The sequence below is a fragment of the Cruoricaptor ignavus genome, from assembly GCF_014961145.1.
GTDB classification, from domain to species: Bacteria; Bacteroidota; Bacteroidia; order Flavobacteriales; family Weeksellaceae; genus Cruoricaptor; species Cruoricaptor ignavus.
Genome location: NZ_CP063145.1, coordinates 607,048 through 625,455 on the forward strand (window position 1 = coordinate 607,048; position 18,408 = coordinate 625,455).

The 18,408-nt window shown below is 43.7% G+C and carries 17 protein-coding genes, 1 CRISPR repeat array and 1 riboswitch (1 of these 19 only partly in view); of the genes, 8 read left to right on the forward strand and 9 right to left on the reverse strand.

Features of this window, described 5'->3' with window-relative positions; genetic code table 11:
- Positions 1-156: a CRISPR direct-repeat array (repeat unit 46 nt; unit sequence GTTGTGAATTGCTTTCAGATTTTTTATTTTTGTGATTAATCACAAC); it begins 726 nt to the left of the window's first position.
- Between the two features lie 58 nt (positions 157-214).
- From cas2 to cas9, 3 genes are read right to left on the reverse strand one after another with little or no spacing between them, the layout of a single operon-like run.
- On the reverse strand, positions 215-553 hold the full coding sequence (cas2, locus tag IMZ16_RS02780; RefSeq protein ID WP_073180405.1) for a CRISPR-associated endonuclease Cas2: 339 nt from the start codon (positions 551-553) through the stop codon (positions 215-217).
- Positions 550-1,458: a type II CRISPR-associated endonuclease Cas1 gene (cas1, locus tag IMZ16_RS02785; RefSeq protein WP_193440397.1), complete on the reverse strand. Its 909-nt coding sequence runs from the start codon at positions 1,456-1,458 to the stop codon at positions 550-552. The genes cas2 and cas1 overlap by 4 nt, the downstream gene beginning before the upstream one ends.
- A complete protein-coding gene (gene cas9, locus IMZ16_RS02790; protein ID WP_193440398.1) occupies positions 1,458-5,774 on the reverse strand; it encodes a type II CRISPR RNA-guided endonuclease Cas9 in 4,317 nt (1,438 codons plus the stop codon). Before cas9 ends, cas1 begins: the two co-directional genes overlap by 1 nt.
- A 192-nt stretch (positions 5,775-5,966) precedes the next feature.
- Between cas9 and hpt the strand changes: the two genes are divergently transcribed.
- The 6 genes from hpt to IMZ16_RS02820 all read left to right on the forward strand — a co-directional run bounded on the left by hpt (position 5,967) and on the right by IMZ16_RS02820 (position 9,438).
- On the forward strand, positions 5,967-6,521 hold the full coding sequence (hpt, locus tag IMZ16_RS02795) for a hypoxanthine phosphoribosyltransferase (protein ID WP_193440399.1): 555 nt from the start codon (positions 5,967-5,969) through the stop codon (positions 6,519-6,521).
- A gap of 26 nt (positions 6,522-6,547) precedes the next feature.
- Positions 6,548-7,129, forward strand: a complete 582-nt coding sequence (locus IMZ16_RS02800; RefSeq protein WP_193440400.1) for an adenylate kinase — start codon at positions 6,548-6,550, stop codon at positions 7,127-7,129.
- A 33-nt stretch (positions 7,130-7,162) separates the two neighbouring features.
- Positions 7,163-7,384, forward strand: a complete 222-nt coding sequence (locus IMZ16_RS02805; protein ID WP_073180413.1) for a hypothetical protein — start codon at positions 7,163-7,165, stop codon at positions 7,382-7,384.
- The gene (locus IMZ16_RS02810) at positions 7,384-7,767 is read left to right on the forward strand and encodes a type II toxin-antitoxin system death-on-curing family toxin (protein WP_073180415.1); all 384 of its coding nucleotides are present in this window, start codon (positions 7,384-7,386) and stop codon (positions 7,765-7,767) included. The genes IMZ16_RS02805 and IMZ16_RS02810 overlap by 1 nt, the downstream gene beginning before the upstream one ends.
- A gap of 63 nt (positions 7,768-7,830) precedes the next feature.
- Positions 7,831-8,820 carry a GTPase ObgE gene (obgE, locus tag IMZ16_RS02815; protein ID WP_193440401.1) on the forward strand — a complete coding sequence of 330 codons (990 nt, stop codon included), beginning with the start codon at positions 7,831-7,833 and terminating at the stop codon, positions 8,818-8,820.
- A 69-nt stretch (positions 8,821-8,889) separates the two neighbouring features.
- On the forward strand, positions 8,890-9,438 hold the full coding sequence (locus IMZ16_RS02820) for an L-threonylcarbamoyladenylate synthase (protein WP_193440402.1): 549 nt from the start codon (positions 8,890-8,892) through the stop codon (positions 9,436-9,438).
- Between the two features lie 64 nt (positions 9,439-9,502).
- Here IMZ16_RS02820 and IMZ16_RS02825 read toward each other — a convergent pair whose 3' ends face one another.
- Positions 9,503-11,344 (reverse strand): hypothetical protein, encoded by a 1,842-nt coding sequence (locus IMZ16_RS02825; RefSeq protein ID WP_193440403.1) that lies wholly within the window; start codon positions 11,342-11,344, stop codon positions 9,503-9,505.
- Positions 11,345-11,449: 105 nt separating this feature from the next.
- Between IMZ16_RS02825 and IMZ16_RS02830 the strand changes: the two genes are divergently transcribed.
- Positions 11,450-12,874 carry a CCA tRNA nucleotidyltransferase gene (locus IMZ16_RS02830; protein WP_193440404.1) on the forward strand — a complete coding sequence of 475 codons (1,425 nt, stop codon included), beginning with the start codon at positions 11,450-11,452 and terminating at the stop codon, positions 12,872-12,874.
- A gap of 1 nt (position 12,875) precedes the next feature.
- Here IMZ16_RS02830 and IMZ16_RS02835 read toward each other — a convergent pair whose 3' ends face one another.
- From IMZ16_RS02835 to IMZ16_RS02850, 4 genes are all read right to left on the reverse strand, one after another.
- Positions 12,876-13,160: an addiction module antidote protein gene (locus IMZ16_RS02835; RefSeq protein WP_073180424.1), complete on the reverse strand. Its 285-nt coding sequence runs from the start codon at positions 13,158-13,160 to the stop codon at positions 12,876-12,878.
- Position 13,161: 1 nt separating this feature from the next.
- On the reverse strand, positions 13,162-13,482 hold the full coding sequence (locus IMZ16_RS02840; protein WP_227411549.1) for a type II toxin-antitoxin system RelE/ParE family toxin: 321 nt from the start codon (positions 13,480-13,482) through the stop codon (positions 13,162-13,164).
- Positions 13,483-13,547: 65 nt separating this feature from the next.
- Entirely contained in the window at positions 13,548-14,597 is a 1,050-nt protein-coding gene (locus IMZ16_RS02845) for a YncE family protein (protein WP_193440405.1), read from the reverse strand.
- Positions 14,598-14,610: 13 nt separating this feature from the next.
- The gene (locus tag IMZ16_RS02850; protein WP_193440406.1) at positions 14,611-16,437 is read right to left on the reverse strand and encodes a TonB-dependent receptor plug domain-containing protein; all 1,827 of its coding nucleotides are present in this window, start codon (positions 16,435-16,437) and stop codon (positions 14,611-14,613) included.
- 28 nt (positions 16,438-16,465) lie between these two features.
- Positions 16,466-16,651, reverse strand: a riboswitch (cobalamin riboswitch).
- Positions 16,652-16,835: 184 nt separating this feature from the next.
- Here IMZ16_RS02850 and IMZ16_RS02855 point away from each other — a divergent pair.
- The gene (locus IMZ16_RS02855; protein WP_193440407.1) at positions 16,836-17,126 is read left to right on the forward strand and encodes a DUF2752 domain-containing protein; all 291 of its coding nucleotides are present in this window, start codon (positions 16,836-16,838) and stop codon (positions 17,124-17,126) included.
- Here IMZ16_RS02855 and hemL read toward each other — a convergent pair.
- Complete coding sequence (gene hemL, locus IMZ16_RS02860; RefSeq protein ID WP_193440408.1) at positions 17,123-18,403, reverse strand: glutamate-1-semialdehyde 2,1-aminomutase; 1,281 nt, start codon at positions 18,401-18,403, stop codon at positions 17,123-17,125. The two genes, IMZ16_RS02855 and hemL, sit on opposite strands and share 4 nt — an antisense overlap.
- Positions 18,404-18,408: the final 5 nt, after the last annotated feature.

The following is an 18,408-nucleotide window of genomic DNA, read 5'->3' on the forward strand; positions in this document are numbered from 1 at the left end:
CAACTTCGTTCTTACGGTTTCGTTGTTCGTTCCGGTTGTGAATTGCTTTCAGATTTTTTATTTTTGTGATTAATCACAACAACCATAGGAAACAATTGGAATTTAATTAAGTTGTGAATTGCTTTCAGATTTTTTATTTTTGTGATTAATCACAACCTCAAAAGATAACCCGCTAAAAATCAGCGGGTTGCTTTTGTTTTTAGAATTGAAATTTTCAGAATAATTCCAGCTGCTGATATGTGGGCGGCGGAAGTTCTTCCTTCCTGGATTCAAAAATTTCAATGTCGCCAAACTGCTTGTCCGTAATGCAGAGTATCGCCACCTTCCCTGCTTTCGGCAGAATGGATTTTACCCTCCTGATGTGCACCTCCGCATTTTCCCTGCTTGGGCAATGCCGTATGTACATCGAGAATTGAAACAGCGCAAAGCCATCGTCCACAAGCCTTTTCCGGAAAAGGTTCGCCGCCTTCATATTGGCCTTCGTATCCACGGGCAAATCATATAACACGAGCACCCACATAATGCGGTAGGCATTGAATCTGTCGGAATTCATCGGCAGTCATTTGCACAAAATTCAGGATAGGAAATCAGCCGCTTTTCGGCGGTGAAACATTTGTAAACAGAAGTTGCCGTGGCTTTCACTGCCACAATCAGCGGCCTTCGCACGCCGTCTATTGTTACATCCTTGGTCGCGATGTTCAGGATGTGTGCCTTGAATTCCTTCGTTAGCTCCTCTCCTTCTGGATTTTTCGTGAGCCAGTCCATCACCAATGCATCGGCGAAAGGCCTGTAAGGCTCCATCAGATCATCGGCAAGGCAATAGGGATTGTACTTGTTTCGGTGGAAAATTCCGAGCACCGGCAAAAGCCCCGTTTCCACGATAGCCCTTGCCACGATGCTGCGTAAAACCGAGTAGGCGAAATTGAAAAACTGGTTGGGCGAACTGCCAAAACGATGGCGCAGAAAATCATACGAAATGAGGTGCTTCCAGTAATGCTGCGCCGCAATGCCTTCCATATTGGTAGCGTCACCGCTCTTTACGCTGCTGCGGTAAGTATGCATCGGTTCGTAATATTTTCCCAGCCTTTTCAGAAGCTCTGCCTGATTCAAAATTTTTGCTTCCACGGTTTGTTTCCACAGTTGTTTTTTCAAAGGCTCGCTTGCCTCCAGCTGGTATTTTGCTCTTTCGGAATGCTCTGTATGGCCGTACATCGGCAGCATAATGCCGTGCGGAAGGTGGGAAGCATCGCAGGAAATGACCACCACATTATTGCTCATCAAATGCTGGATGAGCTGGTGAGAAAGGGTGATTTGCCAATGATCGAGCATCAGCAAACCGAGGTCTTCTATTGGTATGCTTCCTTTTTCCGCCTTCGTTTCCGGGCAAAAAATCTTCATCTGAAAATCTTTCAGCTTCAGGTAAGCTGGATTGCCGATATAGATAGAGCGGTAGAGCATTAGATGTTTGCTTTAGAAATATTTCCTAACCTATCAACATTGAGTTTGATGCAGTTCAATTTAATAGACTCACCAGTTAATGCAAATTCCACCTTATTGAGTTGAGTGTATTCCACTTTATCATAAATGGCTTTTGCAGCATAATACGGAACACCATATAAGCGATTTCCAGTAAAACTCACAATTTTATAAATCCTCTCTAAATCTCTAAAAGTATCAGGTAAATCAATGTTGGATTCATTGACATATACCAAATCATTCGGTGAAAGTGAAAACAGCAATTTCTCGCCTTTTGCATTTTCTTCCGGGCAACTTGGCAAGCCCTGCTTCTGCCGTTCTATAACTTCATTCAGCGGGATGGTTTCAAAACTTCGCTTTCCGTCTTCAGACTGATAAACCGCAAAGAATAAATTGGTGCCTTTGGCCGCTTCTACAAATTTATCCTTTTTGTTTCCTTTATAGCCAAGCGGAAATTTATTTCCCACTTCAAAAATCCGTACTTTAAATATCGGCTGGTGGTATTTGCCGTCATTGTATTTCTCAATATTGGCATTCATTTCTGCTATCCCTTCCGGCGAAAATGCAATTTCTGGATTACCTCCCCTTGCCTGCAGGTAGTTTTTCAAAATCTTCTGAATGCCTGTGTCAGTAATTGATGCTATGGTCTTTAAATTGAAAGTTGCATCCACTGCTTTTCTCGTGGCGGTAGCTATTTTACCTTTTGGAATTTTAAGCCAGGGAAGTTCCACTAATCCTGAAACAGTTTCCTTATGCATCGGCTTTCTGATTGCCCAGTTCGTTCCGGTTTGCGCTACGGATTTTTTCACCATTTCACCATTTTCTTCTACATACTTTTCGTAGTAATTTGTCGCTTTATTGATGACGCGCAAATTCTGCTTGAAGCTTATGACCATTGTTACCAGGCAATCTTTAGCATCCTTCGTAAATGTTTCCCAAGGTTTTAGGAACAGCTTCGGCACATCTTTTACTACTTCTTTACCGGTCTGTGCATCTGTATATTTTACTTTTTCAAAAGTCATCAGTTTGCGTTTCAAATCATAACGCTTCGTATCAGACTTTGCGGACTGATTATTGAGCAGGTTGATATGATCCTTCGTAGCGCAGGCAATCACGATTGCATCCAAAGCGTGATGGCGGTGGTCGATTCTCTTTTTGGAAAAGCCCTTGGATAATTCAATGGGAACTGTTGGCAAATATTTCTGATGGTTTTCATTCCACGCAGTAAAATCTGATGAATTCGTGATACTGTTCATTCTTTCGAACCGCGGTAAAATCAGGTCATTCCATACATCGTTCAATCCCCAATCCTGCTTTAATCTCGTGGTAATTTTTCCATTAACCTGCACCAGATTTATGGAATTTACGCCATCGTCATTTACATCATTACGCACAATTTTTGAAAGCAAGCTTGAAATGTATTTGCTGATGTAGCGTGTATCATTCATCTGCCGCTCAATCATTTTTTCCGGGATTTCGTCCATCAAAAGTTTGCTGCGCTTTGCCCGGTTTTTCTCGTAGGTTTTATTCACGAAATCTTTGTAAGCGGCTTCCTGAGAAACGGTAACTGTTTTACCAAAACCACATTCTACAATGCTTCCGCCAAACTGCCTGATGAAGTTGTATCCTAAAAGTCCGCTCTTCAGCTTGTTGACCGCCGTTTCACAAATAATTTTATTGCTCAGGCTGTCATCAAAATAGCGGCTTTGCGGAATGATGTGCTCAATCTCATACTCAGTGGTGAAGAGCTTGTTTAGCGGAATAATTTGCCCTGTGTATGGTGATCTGTATTTTTGTTCCAGCCAGAGTTTGTATTTTTTCAAATCCGCGGAAGAAGGCTGAGCCGTTTTGCTGATTTTAATAATATCATCATCAATGTTTTCCTGAGAAAGTAGCACACCTTCTTCGTACACTTTCAGCAATTCCTGCTGCATTGGTGAGAATGGCCGCACATTTTCCACATTGTTATCCGCAGCCATTTCAGCCAGAAGTGCTTTTATTCTCAGGTTGGTATTCTCGTTTTCGGTGATGGTGTTGGTAAGGCGTTTCCTTTCATCGGCAGGCAGCTTCATTTCCCTGCCCAACTCAATGTGAATTTCTGAGAAGAAATCTTTTTCTCCGTTTCCAAATTTTTCCCAAATATCTCTTACAACTCGTAGAGTTTCTGTAACTACCTGTTCCACAATAGGATTTCGCAGAGAATGCTGCCTGAATTCACTGATGAAAGATTCCAGCTCTGCAGATGAATTCCATTTTCCGATATCATCTGTTTCAGAATGCCTGCCGTAAACTACATACTGAGCCAGCCATAAAGGCAAGCCTTGGAAATGCTCTTCCGTGCTAAGTGCAGCTGCTTTTTCCCGAACTCTGTCGTCAATCTTTTCGTCAAATTCGCCGTCAATAATTTTCTGTATTCTATCCTGAGTATTAGTTTCGATTTCATCCCATTTCCAATATTTTCCCAGCCTCATCAAAGGCAGCAGTTTCTTTATCGCCTTTTCTGAGAAGGAAGCATAATCACTTTTAAAAGGCGGCACCTTTCGGAAGGCTTCGTAGAAAGATTCAACATTCAGGGAATTTTTTTCTGCATAGGATTTTATTGCCTTTTCATATTCCTGCTTGTCCGTTACGGAATAAATGATATGCCATAATTCCTGAATATTCCTATCCAGAAAATCATCCGTTACATTGCTTACTTTTTCAAGGCGGGATTTTATAAGCGCCCTTGTTTCGTTGCCCGGATATGTTTTATCCTGAACGAAATTCCAACGATATTTTTCCACTTCAGACTTTGGGACTTTCTTGATATTATTTTTTCTCTTGATTAGAAATTCAATCAGCTGATTTTGCGTGATTTCCCTTTTGTCATTCAGAAATTCGAACAGCGCTACATAATCTTCTCTTGCGGATAAAAATTCCGCAGTCACATTTTCATCAGTAAGTTTGCTGTAAATCGAAAGATTCTGCAGCCATTGCCAAAGCCTAAATTCCTGAAAATATGGGTTGGATTTTGGTGTAGCTTTCAGGTATACTTTCTGCTGATTCCCTTGTTTATCCTTAAAAGTTCTAAATTCTAAAGGGCAGTTGGCAATCGAAGATTTTTGGCTTTTTAGCGGCCGCTGATAAAAAATAATATCCTCCAAAATAAAATGTGCAAAATCTCTTTTTTCCAGCGTGTTTCTGTGTGCTTCGTTGTTTTTATACAAATCTGCAATGGCTGATTTCAATAGACTTTCATCTCTAAGTTCTGGATGGAATTCCTGCTGTTTTTGAAGTATTTTCCTTAATTCATCTTTATAAAATTTCCGTTCAATGGTACGGATTAGCTTACCCTTTATTTTCTGTTTGGGATTTTGCAGCAAGTTGTCGTAAATGTATGCACCCACTGTTTTATGAGAATCCTCTACATCTTTTTCGGTTTTCTTCTTTATCAAGGTCCAGTCGTCCTCTGAAGGCGCGCGAAAACTTCTCTTCACATTGCCTTCTCTGTCAGTTTTCTCAGTTTTTCCGTCCTCACTTAAATCGGTGGTTACGATGAAATCTTTTACTTTCCCTATCCAATCGTCCAAAGAAATCTTGCTTGATCTTCTGTAAACCCATCCATTATCCAAAATAATTGAATACCAGGTATCGCCTTTGCTGTTAGGCGCTTCATCAGCCACCACATCTTTTACCGAAAGTGAATAAAATTCCACCTTTTTATTTGGCACCTCTGCTTCCTCTTCTCCACGAAGCTGATAGTAGCCGCGTTTCTGATTGAAGTTTAAAATAATCCAGGCCAATTCTCCTTTTTCTATTTTTTCAGTAATGGCCTTTTTGCGTAAGTAATAAATTGTCCAGTCATAAGGAATTTTTTTGTCATTCTCCAGTAAATTTGGTTGCGAATCTCTGAAATCATTCAGCATTTCCTGAAAAGATTTTTGGAAAATGAATCCCTCGTCATCGTAAGCCAGTTTAGTTTCAGAATTAGCTTTAAATTTTCCAAGCCTTTTATCGAAATCAATTTGCGAAGCATAATGCTCAGGCAAAAATCCATAAATATTCAGCACTCTGTGAAGTCTTTCCCTGCGAAGCAGATAGCGCTCCCGTAGCCTGCGCACGCTTCTGTACCTCGTTCGTTCTGCAGTTTGTGAAATTGAATTTCCTTTGCCAAAATCACCAATAATATCCTGCGACATCGGTAAAACCCTTACACCAGCACCAAGAATTTCTCCCGATTTATTGTTAAAATCACTTTTAACCAAAGACCATCCAATCGAATTCGTTCCCAAATCCAATCCAAGTATAGTTTTGCTCATACTAATTTTTTTCTAATTTAATAAATTTTGCGAATATGTAAAAATTTTTTTAAATTTGCTGCAGAAAAAAATTTTGAAAGCAATTCACAATAAGGATTATTCCGTTGTGAAAACATTTAAGGCGGGGCAACTCGCTTTTTTTTTATTGCAACATTTTTAATTTCCCTAAATTTGCTTCCTAATCTTCAGAAGATGGCTGCGATACAAGTTCACGACAAGCATTTTGTGCCCTTCATCAGTTCCGCGGAAATCCAGGATATCGTGAAGGATGTGGCATTGAGAATTTTTGAAGATTTTAAAGATGAAACGCCCGTATTCATCGGCGTTCTGAACGGCGTGGTGATGTTTTTCTCGGATTTAATCCGGCAATATCCTGGGCCTTGCGAAATCGCCTTCCTACAGATGAGTTCGTACATCGGCACACAGTCCACCGGCATCGTTTACCAAAAAATGGAACTCACGAAAGACATCAAGGACAGGCACATCATCATCGTGGAAGACATCGTGGATACGGGAAATACCGTGGAAAACCTGTTCAGATATTTCGAGCAGACTCAGCGGCCAAAATCCGTGAAGCTCGCCACATTCCTTCTGAAGCCGGAAGTTTATAAAAAGGATTTCAAACTGGATTATGTAGGCCGGGAAATCCCGAATAAATTTGTGGTAGGCTACGGCCTGGATTATGATGAACTTGGCAGAAACCTACCAGAGCTTTACCAGCTTTCCGAAGGAAAAATAAATGACTAATTTACAATAAAACCATTGATTATCAGATGATTAATATCGTACTTTTCGGCCCTCCTGGAAGCGGCAAAGGAACGCAGGCGAAGAACCTGGTGCAGAAATTTAACCTGAAGCAAATCTCAACGGGCGAACTTTTCCGCGAGAATATGAGCAACGAAACGGAGCTTGGGCTTTTGGCGAAATCCTTCATCGATGTCGGTCAGCTTGTGCCGGACCACATCACCATTGATATGCTGATTGATGAGCTGAAGAAACCTACTGATACACAGGGCTTTATCTTCGACGGCTTTCCGAGGACAAGGCAGCAGGCCATTGCGCTGGATGAAATCGTGCGGCAGCACCTGGCTGCGGAAATTTCCGTGTGCCTATCGCTCATCGTGGAAGATGAGGTGCTGGTGGAAAGGCTGATAGAGCGCGGCGCAACAAGCGGCAGAACCGACGACAGCGATGAGCTGATCATCCGCAACAGAATCAAGGAATACTACGCTAAAACCGCAGAGGTTGCAGACATCTACAAAGAGCAGAACAAATATGTGGAAGTAAACGGCGTGGGCGAAATTGATGCGATTGCGGAAAACCTTTACAGGGCGGTGGAAAGCATTGAAGGTTAAGGTTTGATACTCAAGGTTTAAGGCTTCAAAGCAATGAAAATGGAAGAGGTAGGGAATAAACCTGAAAGAAAGATTCCGACTTTCCGTGAGTTTCTTGAAACTTACGATGGGGAAAAGCGCGCCTTTCCGCCGGAACCTGTGGTGCCTATGAACCTTGATCCGAAAAATCCTGGAACGCAGAGGCTGATACTGAATACCGCAAAAAGGATTCTTCGAGATCACCGCACTGAAATTGAAGCACTGAAAGACAGATAATGACTTTCGTTGAACTTGAATCCATCATTCTTATCCACGATAATATAATTGCTGAAACAGGTGGGGCTGTCGGTATTGACAGAAACAAACTGGCCGGTGCTTTATCGCGTATTGAGCAGAACATTTATTACGAGAATGTAACCGATGTTTTCGAAATCGCAGCGTGGTATGCGGTTGCCATTTCGAAAAGTCACGCTTTTGTTGACGGAAACAAAAGAACTGCCGTTTCCACAATGTTGACCTTTTTAGCTTTACAGGGGGTGGAACTTTTGCCAAATCTTGGTTTGGATGATTTAATTGTCGAAATTGTAGTTTCGGATTTGGAACATAAAATCCTTGTAAGAAAAGTTGCAGATTATGTTCAGTATTTACGAAAAGTTTAAAATCAGAATAAAAATTTGTTGCTGTTTTCCTATCTAAATCTCTAAATCTTTCAATTTTACTCCGTGAACAACTTCGTAGATCATGTGAAAATCCATTGTGCAGCAGGCCACGGCGGCGCAGGCTCGGCGCATCTCCGCAGGGAAAAGTACATCCCGAAAGGCGGGCCAGATGGTGGTGATGGCGGCAGAGGAGGCAACATCATTATGAAGGGAAATTCGCACGAATGGACGCTGCTGCCGCTGCGCTATACGAGGCACCTGAAGGCTGGCAGAGGTGAGAACGGTGGCAAAAATCAGCTGACCGGTGCTGCCGGACAGGATGTTTTCATCGAGGTGCCGATTGGGACGATTGCGAAGGATGAGGAAGGCGAAATCATCGGTGAAATTCTGGAGCACGGGCAGGAAATTGTGGTAAAGAAAGGTGGTTTGGGCGGTCTTGGAAACGAGCACTTCAAATCGGCTACAAACCAGACACCGCGCTACGCACAGCCTGGAACACCCGGCGAAGAGGGCTATGTAACCTTCGAGCTGAAAGTGCTTGCAGATGTGGGTTTGGTGGGCTTTCCGAACGCAGGGAAATCTACACTTCTGGCGGCAGTTTCCGCGGCAAAACCGAAGATTGCGGATTATGCTTTCACTACGCTCACGCCAAATCTCGGCATTGTGAATTACCGCAATTACCGCTCATTTGTGATGGCGGATATTCCCGGAATCATCGAGGGTGCAGCGGAAGGCAAAGGCCTGGGACACCGATTTTTGCGGCATATTGAGAGGAACTCGATTTTGCTTTTCCTCATTCCTGCGGATTCTGATAATCATTGGAACGAATTTAAAATTCTGGAAAACGAGCTGAGAAAGTACAATCCCGAACTTTTGGACAAGGAATTTATCCTTTCGGTTTCCAAAGCTGATCTGCTGGACGATGATTTGAAAATTGAAATCGCCCGGGAATTTCCCGACAACCAAAAGCCGCTGTTTTTTTCCGCAGTTACAGGCGAAGGCATTGAAGCATTGAAGGATGAGGTGTGGAAACGGCTGAGTATGGAAATTTAGCGAGTAATTTTGCAACAAAATAGGCTTCAAGCGAATAAGCCGTTCAATCCATCATCAATCCTAAAAAAAGTGGACGAAATCATCAGCGTAATAAATTCCGGCGGCACGATCCTCTACCCTACCGATACGGTTTGGGGCATTGGCTGCGATGCCACGAATCCTGAAGCGATTGCGAAAATTTTCGACATAAAAAAGCGGGAGCAAAGCAAGGCGATGATTATCTTGGTGGAAAGCGAAAGACGCCTGCAGGATTTGGTGGATGTGCCTGAAATGGCGTGGCAGATTATCGACCTTTCCGAAAAACCGGTTACCATCGTTTACGAAGCGGCACGAAATTTACCCAAGGAAATCCTTGCGAAAGACGGCAGCATCGGCATACGATTAACGAAGGATGATTTCTGCAAAAAACTGATTTCCAAACTGAACAGACCCTTGGTTTCTACATCGGCAAACCTTAGCGGACAAAAATCGCCAACGAAGTTTGCGGATATTTCCGATGAAATAAAAAATGCGGTGGACTACATTGTGCCGGGGCATCACGACAAGATTTCGCAATACAGCGGCTCATCCGTTATACAGATTTGGCAGGATGGCAAAGTGAAGGTGCTGAGGGAGTAAACATGGAAAATAGGTAATAACCTCAGAGAAAATCAATTATCCATTATCGTTTACCAATTATCAATCAGTACCCGTACGGCATATCGCTGTAGCGCACGATGCCTGGCGCATTGATTTCAAAAGTGTTCAGGGGGATGTAATAATTTCGGTAGCCGTTGAACCTGAAATCCCCTTTTTCCTCAAACGGCCTGCGAGGATAATACGCCAGCGATAGCTGGAAGCGGTTGAAGGCAAGATATGGGTTGTACAGCAATATCCCCACCGCAAATTTATAGTTAGGCGGGTTTTTGAATAGATTTTTATCTGTGCCAAGGAATCCCAGAGTCGCGTTGAAGTAAGGATTCAGGTAAAAATTTTTCCAAGGTTTATTGATAAATATCTGCGCCTGGTAGCGCAGCAGCAGCTTATCCAGCCCCACCACGGCTTCATCGAAGTTGGGAAATTCCTCCCGGTTGTTGATGTTCAGGCGGTCGGCAAGCGTGGCGCTGCGCCTATCCCCCATCACGAGGGTATGCGAGAAAAAGTGCCGCAGGTTGAGCTTACCGTAATCCCTGAGTGGCGTGAAGAATGTGCCGTCCCAGCGGAAGGTGGATCGGTGCATTTCGCCGTCTCGCAGAAAGGTGCCATACTGCAGCCTCTGATTCAGCATCCCCCAGTCCAGCAGCGCGCCGTAGCCTAGATCTCCGCCGAAATAGGGCAATAGCTTACCGCCCTTTACATTCATCGCGCCTGCTGTCACAGAATATTTCAATCCGTATGGCAAATCTTCCGGAAGATTAAAATTAAAAATATTCTTAGACACCTGATATTTCCTGCGCGTATAGCCTACCGACGCAAGGTATAGCTGGTGCGAACTGAAATACGCCTCCGGATCCAGCCACTCTTCGGGCGTATCTACATAGGCCATATTGCGGAAGCGCGCCGCCAGCGTGATGTTGCTGCGCACGGTATTGGAATTCTGGGCAAAAAGGCGGAACTGATAACCTGCCCAGACTTCCTGCGCGTGGAATTTTATGGGCTCCAGCGGCATATTTTCCGGCGCCGTTTGGTAGTCTGGAGGGATGCGTTTAAAGTAATTGTAAAAATAAAGCCCGCCCCCGCCAGCCCAGCGCATCAGCGGGGAGATAAAATTTCTCCCAGCATAGAGGTAGGCATACTCATTTTCATCCATATCCCTCTCCCAGAAAACTGTTGAATCTACAAAAGTACCGAAGAGATTATTAGCCTTATAATATGTCCTTGTGAAATCTTCCTTTTCCTTAAAATTCCTGCGGTAGTAGACAGATAGCTCGTGCCCGAGACCGAGGAAATTCATCTCCTCCAGCCCGAACCCGATTTTGCTTCCGGACACGCTGCCCATCGGGCGGAGGCTCCAGCTGTCGCGCAGGCTGATATTTACATCCACCGAATCGCGCGTCGCAGTGCTGTCCACAGCGCGGATGGATACCCGGTGTACAAAACGGGTGGCACGGAGCAAGCGCTCCGATTCATAGAGTGCCTGCTGGCTGTACTCGTCACCAGGGCGGAAGAGCAGATAGTTGCGTACCGTACCCGGACGGGTTTTCACATGCAGGCGGTTTCCCAATCGGTCGTACCAGCGCTGATTTTCATCGGGAATGCCGAAGCCGAGCGGGTCGTATGTTTCTATGTTAATCTTCCGGATGTGCTTACCTCGGAACAATTCAGGATTTTCCGGAATAAGGTCCTTTGCTCCTTTCTTATCGGATACATTCCGGAATAGTAATTTATAAAAGAATCTGGAAGTTTTGTTCCTTTCTGAAAAATCCTCAATCTTCTGATAGAGGGAATCACGCACAGGTACGCTCAGGGTATCCCGTGGGATTTCCTGAGAAAAAAAGCAGGCTGGTATAAATGCCGCAATTGCTAATACTGCTGATTTTCGCATAAATCGAGTATGCAAAGATAAAAACTCTGCAGTGTTTATCCATACCTGAAAAATTTTTCGTGCCTACCGTAATGCGTATCTTTGCAGATTAAACGAAGATTTTTAATGAAAATCAGCCTTGCGCAGAATAAAAACTTCCGGCTTTTCAAGCAGATTTCCCAGGTGGCAGCGGAAGAAGGGATGTCCGTTTTCATCGTGGGCGGTTTCGTGCGGGATTTGCTGATGAAGCGCAAAGCTTCCACTGATATTGATTTCGTAACGGAGCAGAGCGGCATAGCTTTGGCAAACGCCGTGGCGAAAGGCATTAACCCAAATGCCAAAGTTGCCGTATTCAAAACCTACGGCACCGCGATGTTTCGCCACCAGAATTTGGAGCTGGAATTTGTGGGCGCCAGGAGGGAAAGCTATTCCGAAGATTCCAGAAATCCCAGCGTGCTGGCCGGCACTTTGGAAGACGACCAGAAACGCCGCGATTTCACCGTGAATGCGATGGCGATTTCATTAAACCAAAATGATTTCGGCGAGCTGATTGACCCTTTTGGCGGACTTCAGGATCTGGAGCGGAAAATCATCAGAACGCCTTTGGAACCGAAGCAAACCTACAGCGATGACCCGCTGAGAATGATGCGTGCCATCCGCTTTGCCAGCACTTTGGATTTTGAAATTGAGGAAAATTCTCTTCGGGCAATTTCCGAAGAAGCCGAGCGCATCAGGATTGTTTCGATGGAAAGAATTATGGTGGAATTTCACAAAATTCTGATGAGTGAAAAACCATCAAAAGGCCTGAAACTGATGGAAGAAACCGGGCTTCTGCAAATCATCCTGCCAGAACTTACCGCGCTGAAAGGCGTGGAATATGTGGAAGGCCATTCGCACAAAGATAATTTCTACCACACTTTGGAAGTGGTTGATAATATTTCGCAACACACTGAAAATCTGTGGCTTAGGTGGGCTGCCTTGCTTCACGACATTGGCAAAGCCTGGACGAAAAAATTTGTGGAAGGCACCGGCTGGACTTTCCACGGCCACGAATTTCAGGGCTCAAAGTATGTCAAGAAAATTTTCCGCCGACTGAAATTACCGATGGGAAACGAGCTGAAGTTCGTGGAAAAAATGGTGAAAATGCACGCCAGGCCTATTGCCCTGGTGGATGACGGCGTTACGGATTCTGCGGTGCGCAGGCTAGTTTTCGATGCCGGCGAAGATTTGGAGAGCCTGTTCACCCTTTGTAAAAGCGACATCACTACGAAAAATGCGGCGAAGCAGAAACGCTACCGAAAAAATTTCGACTATGTGCTGGAAAAAATCCGCGAGGTGGAAGAGCGCGACCAAATCCGGAATTTTCAGCCGCCAGTTTCCGGCGAAGAAATTATGGCAATGTTCGGCATACCGCCATCACGGGAAATCGGCATCCTGAAAGAGAAGGTGAAGGAAGCCATACTTGAAGGCGAGATTCCCAACGAAAAACCCGCCGCCACAAAATTCGTCATCGAAGAAGCGGAGAAAATCGGGCTGGTTTTGCAGGGATAAATCAAGCGGTAATCGGTTCCACTTTTATCTGCCCGCCAACTGCTTTCAGCACTTTCATCACCGTAGAAAACTGCGGTTTTGCACCGTCAGAAAAAGCCTTGTATAAACTCGGTCTGCTCATACCGGTTTCTTCCGCAATCTTCGTCATTCCGATAGCTTTCGCCACATTTCCAATAGCGATTACAACATCGGAATCCTCACCTTCTTCCAGAACTACATTCAGATATTCAGCAATCATTTCATTGCTGTCCAGATAATCCGCAATGTCAAATCTTGAAACTTCCATACTATTTTTTAATTTTTTCCCAAATTTTCTTGGCTTTCTCAACATCTTTTTGCTGACTTGATTTATCACCACCAATTAGCAAAATAATAATCTTTCCACTGGTTTCTCTGAAATAAACCCTATAGCCTTTTGCAAAATTGATGCGCATTTCACTAATTCCGTTGCCTACAGGTTTGCAGTCACCGAAATGTCCTTCATTCTCCAGCTTCTGTATTCTGAACAAAATTTTTGCTCTTGCAGTTAAATCCTTCAGCTTCCGAAACCAGCGGTCAAACTCAGCTGTTTTCTCAATTATGAACATTTCGTATTCATTTGGATACAAAGTTAAAAAATCCCTGCAAACTAAATATAGCGGCAGGGAAATTTTAAGCCTAAGTTTATCAGCTTTTAATTCTTATAAAAGCCATTAGCACCCATTCCAGCCTTGGTTTGAAGAATTTCCTTTCCGGCCAAATCATACACATACACCGTAGAATTTTCCGTGAAAGTAGATGATGCAATGTAGATTTTCCCGTCAATCACATTGAAACCGTATACCGATTGTGCAGGGATCTTCACGCTTGAAGAAGGCGCCGTATTCGATTGCAGCGGCATATTGTAAACTTTTTCGTTCGTACGGATGTAGAGTTTTCCGTCGTCAGCAGCCAAATCCTGGGCGCTCGGAAATCCCAGCGAAATTTTCTCAAACGCCGCACTTTGGCCGTTGATGCGGTACACAAAACTTTCCGCACTATCGGAGCTCAGCACATACACTGCACCGCTCGCTGAAATCATATCCCTAATAATCCCCGTGTCAGTCAACTCAATCGTCTTGTCCACCGCGTTGCTGTTGGCATTGATGCGCGAAATCGTGTGCCCTGTAGCTACAGGCTGCCAGGTAGTCGGCGAATAAGCGATGCCATCGGTCTGCACGAAAATATTTCCACCGGCTTCCGCAATTTTCTCCGCATATCTTGGAAATTCAATTTTCTTCAAAAAAGCGTGGTTATTTTTATTATAAATGTAAACGAAACTTGTGGAATTGTAGCCATTGCTCGTCACATACAAATTTTTACTGGAAAAGGCCGCATACCTCGGCTGCTTCATCTCATTTATAATTTCCGCTTTCTTCTTAAAAGTGTAGCGGTTCACCACATTAATCTTGTTGGAATTATTCACCACCAGATAAGCATCATCGTCGCTAAAGCTGATGGATTGGAGGATATCACCGATTTTCTCGCCATTATTTTCCGCGGAGTAAATGTCGTTGGAAATTTTTCCACCGTTATCAATGAAGGAAACCGACGCATTTCCCTTGGTAAAATTCCCTTCATTTACCACCAGAATTCCGTTTTCGTAAGCGCCTTTTGGAGCGATTGGATCATTGTCATCGGAGCAGGAAACTGTCACTGCCAAACTTGCAGCAAATACCCATCTCAGAATTTTGTTTGTGTTCATAATTTATTGATTTTTAAAAAGTTAAGTTAAGATTAATGCTGTAATTTCTTTTCGGTAAATAATATTCACTCACCGATTGATAAACTTGATTGGTTAGATTATGGATTTTAAAACCAAACTGGTATTTTTTTATCAATTTCACAAAGCCACCTAAATTCATCACAAAGTAAGGATTAATCGCTTCTTCCCTGCTTTCATCGGTGGTTGTAAAAGTTAATCCATTAAACATTCCCTGTAGAAACATCCCGAAATTTTTGTAGGAATAATTCAGATTTCCAACCGCCTTATGCCTTGGAACATAGGTCAGTTGCCTTCCCGTTTCCTGATTTTCTGAGATGGCATAGGAATAAATGACCGACGCTTTAAAGTAGTGATTATCAACATCTTGCTGATACAGTATTTGGGATTCTAATCCGTAAGATTTAACCCGAGAAACATTTTGCGGCGACCAATATCCCACCGAAGTTGGCACCCATTGTATCAAATCCTGGATGTCCATATAATATGGCGTTGCCGAAATTTCAAAATTTCCGAATCGGAATTCATTGGTCAGCTCAGCCTGATGAGAAATTTCGGATTTTAGGTCCAGATTTCCGCCGGGTTGCCAATACAGGTCATTGAAAGTTGGGTAGCGAAAGTTTTTTGATGCATTAATTTTCACTGTATGAAAATCTGCAGCTTTCCACCGCAATCCCGATGAATAAAGCAACGGCGTTTCAAGTTGCTGCACCCATTCTTTCTTTACGCCTGCTTCCCAATAAAAATCTTGCAAAGAATTCCATTTTATCAAAAACGCAATATTTCCTGAATTTCTTTGAGGATTTATAATTCCAGAACTAAAACCTTCACCCTCGGTTTTCCGGAATTCGCCCAAAAAAATTAATGCCATTTTTTTTGTCAAAAGAAAATTAAAATCATTTTTTATCAGATAAGTTTTCCCTTTTCCGCCGCTAGTTTTCGGTTGAGTAGAATCCGAAAAATAATCGAAGTTTTCTTCCAGAAAGGCCGTTGCTAACTGATTTGTGAATTTTCTGTTTCTAAAATTCCAGCCCAGCATTGTGCGGAGATTATAGGTTTCATATTTCGTCGGCGTCGATGTTTCCGAAGGCAACGGGAAATTCTGCTCACCATCAAAAAAATGAGTCTGCCAGAAAACCTCATTAAAGCCTCCCAATTTTTTCCCGGCACCAAAGTCAAAACTTGTATTACGATACGCTGCATTCTGCATCACGAAACGCTTTTCCGGCACCTCATAGTCATTCGCACTTTCATTGTACGCCGCCGAAAAATTCACGCTGAAATCTTCATCACTGAAACTGATTTTCGCCAGAGAATTCAATGTAGAAAACGAGCCGTATTCCAAAAAAAGCCTGCCCACCCAGCCTTCATCGTACTTCAAAACATTGTTGAGATGAACGGTGCCGCCAATTGCACCGCTACCGTAAATCACGCTGCCGCCACCAGGTTTCACCGCCAGATTATCAAAACTCAGAAGCCCAAGATTGTTAATATCGCCCTGCCCAAGAAAAATGGAATTGATGCTGATGCCGTTCCACAAAAATGCCGTCTGTTGCGCTGTAGTCCCACGAAATGACGGCGAAGAACTCATCCCTCTGCCATTTTCTTTGATGTAAATCGGCGACTGAAATCTTAAAACTTCCGAAAGATTGGAAGCATTCCTAGAAATTTCTTCATCGGAAATCTTGATAAGCCGCTGAGTTTTTTCAGAGCTAAATAATTGACGATCAATGATTTGCACCGTATCAATAATGCGTTCCTGCGCAGCAGAAACACAGGGCAACAAAGCCGCAGCGAAAAAATGCAGTTTCCCGATGTTCATAATCACAGGCTTTCCACCGAAGCCTTTTTTATTAGAGCACTTTCAGCAAGGTCTCCTGGCTTTCACTTTGCCGCGCCTTCCCATTTTACAACAGTGGCAAAAAATTGCGGCAAACTTTGAGAAATCCTCAATCGTGATTTACAGTTGCGGGGACAGCTCGCGATTTCCACGCGATTCCCTTTTCCGAAAGTCCTGCAAAGATAGAAATTTTTATGAATTAAACAATTGTGGAAGAGCGCACCTACCCAAAACGCTACTGCTGCATTTTCCCTTTTTCCAACAACCATTCCAGAAAGTTTGTAATCGATGTTAAATTCGAATAAATTAACAAAAATCAATTATTAATAAACAATAAACTTTCGGGCAAAAAGTCATAAAATTGCACCAAGAAAAACGCAATGTACGCCGAAGACTTTATGATTCCCTGCCTTATCAAAGCCATCACCGGTTTTGATTGCCCAGGTTGTGGTGCGCAGCGCTCATTTTGGCTTTTGCTGAACGGCGAATTTTCCGAAGCCTTCCAAGCCTGGCCTGCAATTTATACAATGTTGATTTTCAGCATTTTAGCAGTGATCGCTTACTTTGATGGGAAGCATACCTATAAATTACCGCTCACCGTTTTAACGGTGCTAAATGTGGTGATTATTTTGGCGGCATATTTCCTTAAATTGTTTTCTAGCGCCTTTTAATACTCGAATTTCTGCACAGCTTCCAGCGTTTTCTCGATTTCAACTTCCCTGATGGCATCGGAAATGAACCAGGTTTCAAAACCGCTTGGCGGAAGGTAGATGCCCTGCTTCAGAAGCTGATGGAAAAAGTTGTTGAACAGCGGATGATTGGCTGCCGCAGCTTCCGCAAAATTCGCCACAGATTTGATGTGGAAGAAAATGCTCATCATCGAGCCTTTACGATTAATTCGGTGCTGTATCCCTTTGGAATTCAATATTTTACCGATTTCAAAGTCCAGCGTTTCAGTCGTTTTATTGATTCGGCTGTAAATATTTTCATCCGATTTTATCAGCTCCAAAGTTGAAAGTCCGGCACGCATCGCCAAAGGATTTCCGCTGAGCGTACCTGCCTGATACACACCACCATTCGGCGCAAGATGCTCCATAATTTCACGCCGGCCAGCAAACGCACCCACAGGCAAACCGCCGCCAATCACTTTGCCGTAAGTTACCAAATCTGCACCCACGCCGAAAACTTCCTGAGCGCCGCCAAAAGCCAGGCGAAAGCCAGTCATCACCTCATCGAAAATTAAAAGTGCGCCGTTTTCATCGCAGATTTTCCGAAGGTTTTTCAGGAAATCATTTTCCGGCAAAACGCAGCCCATATTTCCTGCCACAGGCTCCACGATCACGGCAGCAATTTCTCCTTCGTTCAGGCGAAATAAATCCCTAACTTGCTCAATATCATTGAATTGCGCCAGCAAGGTATCCATCGCCGTTCCCTGAGTAACACCGGGCGAACTTGGATTTCCGAAAGTTGCAGCACCGCTTCCAGCCTTTATAAGAAATGCGTCAGAATGCCCGTGATAACAGCCTTCAAACTTGATGATTTTATCCCTACCGGTAAAACCTCTCGCCAAACGAACCGCACTCATACAAGCTTCCGTGCCGGAATTTACCATCCGGATTTCATCGATGTTCGGAACATTTTCCACGATAAGTTTCGCGATTTCCGTTTCCAGTTCGGTAGGCGTTCCGAAGGAAAATCCGTTCTCCGCCTGCTTCTGAACATCCTCCAAAACTTTCGGGTGGGTATGCCCTAAAATCGCTGGTCCCCAGGAATTGATATAGTCGATGTATTGCCGCCCGTCAGCATCCGTCAAATACGCACCCTTTGCCGATTGCATAAAAACTGGAACGCCGCCCACCGATTTGAACGCACGAACCGGCGAATTCACGCCGCCTGGAATATAATTTTGAGCCTCACGGAACAAGGCAGAACTTCTTTGGTAAAGCATTGATT

Excerpts from the sequence above, each read along its gene's own strand:
- cas2 (WP_073180405.1), bottom strand. The coding sequence starts at position 553 with ATGAATTCCGACAGATTCAATGCCTACCGCATTATGTGGGTGCTCGTG.
- cas1 (WP_193440397.1), bottom strand. The coding sequence starts at position 1,458 with ATGCTCTACCGCTCTATCTATATCGGCAATCCAGCTTACCTGAAGCTG.
- cas9 (WP_193440398.1), bottom strand. The coding sequence starts at position 5,774 with ATGAGCAAAACTATACTTGGATTGGATTTGGGAACGAATTCGATTGGA.
- hpt (WP_193440399.1), top strand. The coding sequence starts at position 5,967 with ATGGCTGCGATACAAGTTCACGACAAGCATTTTGTGCCCTTCATCAGT.
- IMZ16_RS02800 (WP_193440400.1), top strand. The coding sequence starts at position 6,548 with ATGATTAATATCGTACTTTTCGGCCCTCCTGGAAGCGGCAAAGGAACG.
- IMZ16_RS02805 (WP_073180413.1), top strand. The coding sequence starts at position 7,163 with ATGAAAATGGAAGAGGTAGGGAATAAACCTGAAAGAAAGATTCCGACT.
- IMZ16_RS02810 (WP_073180415.1), top strand. The coding sequence starts at position 7,384 with ATGACTTTCGTTGAACTTGAATCCATCATTCTTATCCACGATAATATA.
- IMZ16_RS02825 (WP_193440403.1), bottom strand. The coding sequence starts at position 11,344 with ATGCGAAAATCAGCAGTATTAGCAATTGCGGCATTTATACCAGCCTGC.
- IMZ16_RS02830 (WP_193440404.1), top strand. The coding sequence starts at position 11,450 with ATGAAAATCAGCCTTGCGCAGAATAAAAACTTCCGGCTTTTCAAGCAG.
- IMZ16_RS02835 (WP_073180424.1), bottom strand. The coding sequence starts at position 13,160 with ATGGAAGTTTCAAGATTTGACATTGCGGATTATCTGGACAGCAATGAA.
- IMZ16_RS02845 (WP_193440405.1), bottom strand. The coding sequence starts at position 14,597 with ATGAACACAAACAAAATTCTGAGATGGGTATTTGCTGCAAGTTTGGCA.
- IMZ16_RS02850 (WP_193440406.1), bottom strand. The coding sequence starts at position 16,437 with ATGAACATCGGGAAACTGCATTTTTTCGCTGCGGCTTTGTTGCCCTGT.
- IMZ16_RS02855 (WP_193440407.1), top strand. The coding sequence starts at position 16,836 with ATGTACGCCGAAGACTTTATGATTCCCTGCCTTATCAAAGCCATCACC.
- hemL (WP_193440408.1), bottom strand. The coding sequence starts at position 18,403 with ATGCTTTACCAAAGAAGTTCTGCCTTGTTCCGTGAGGCTCAAAATTAT.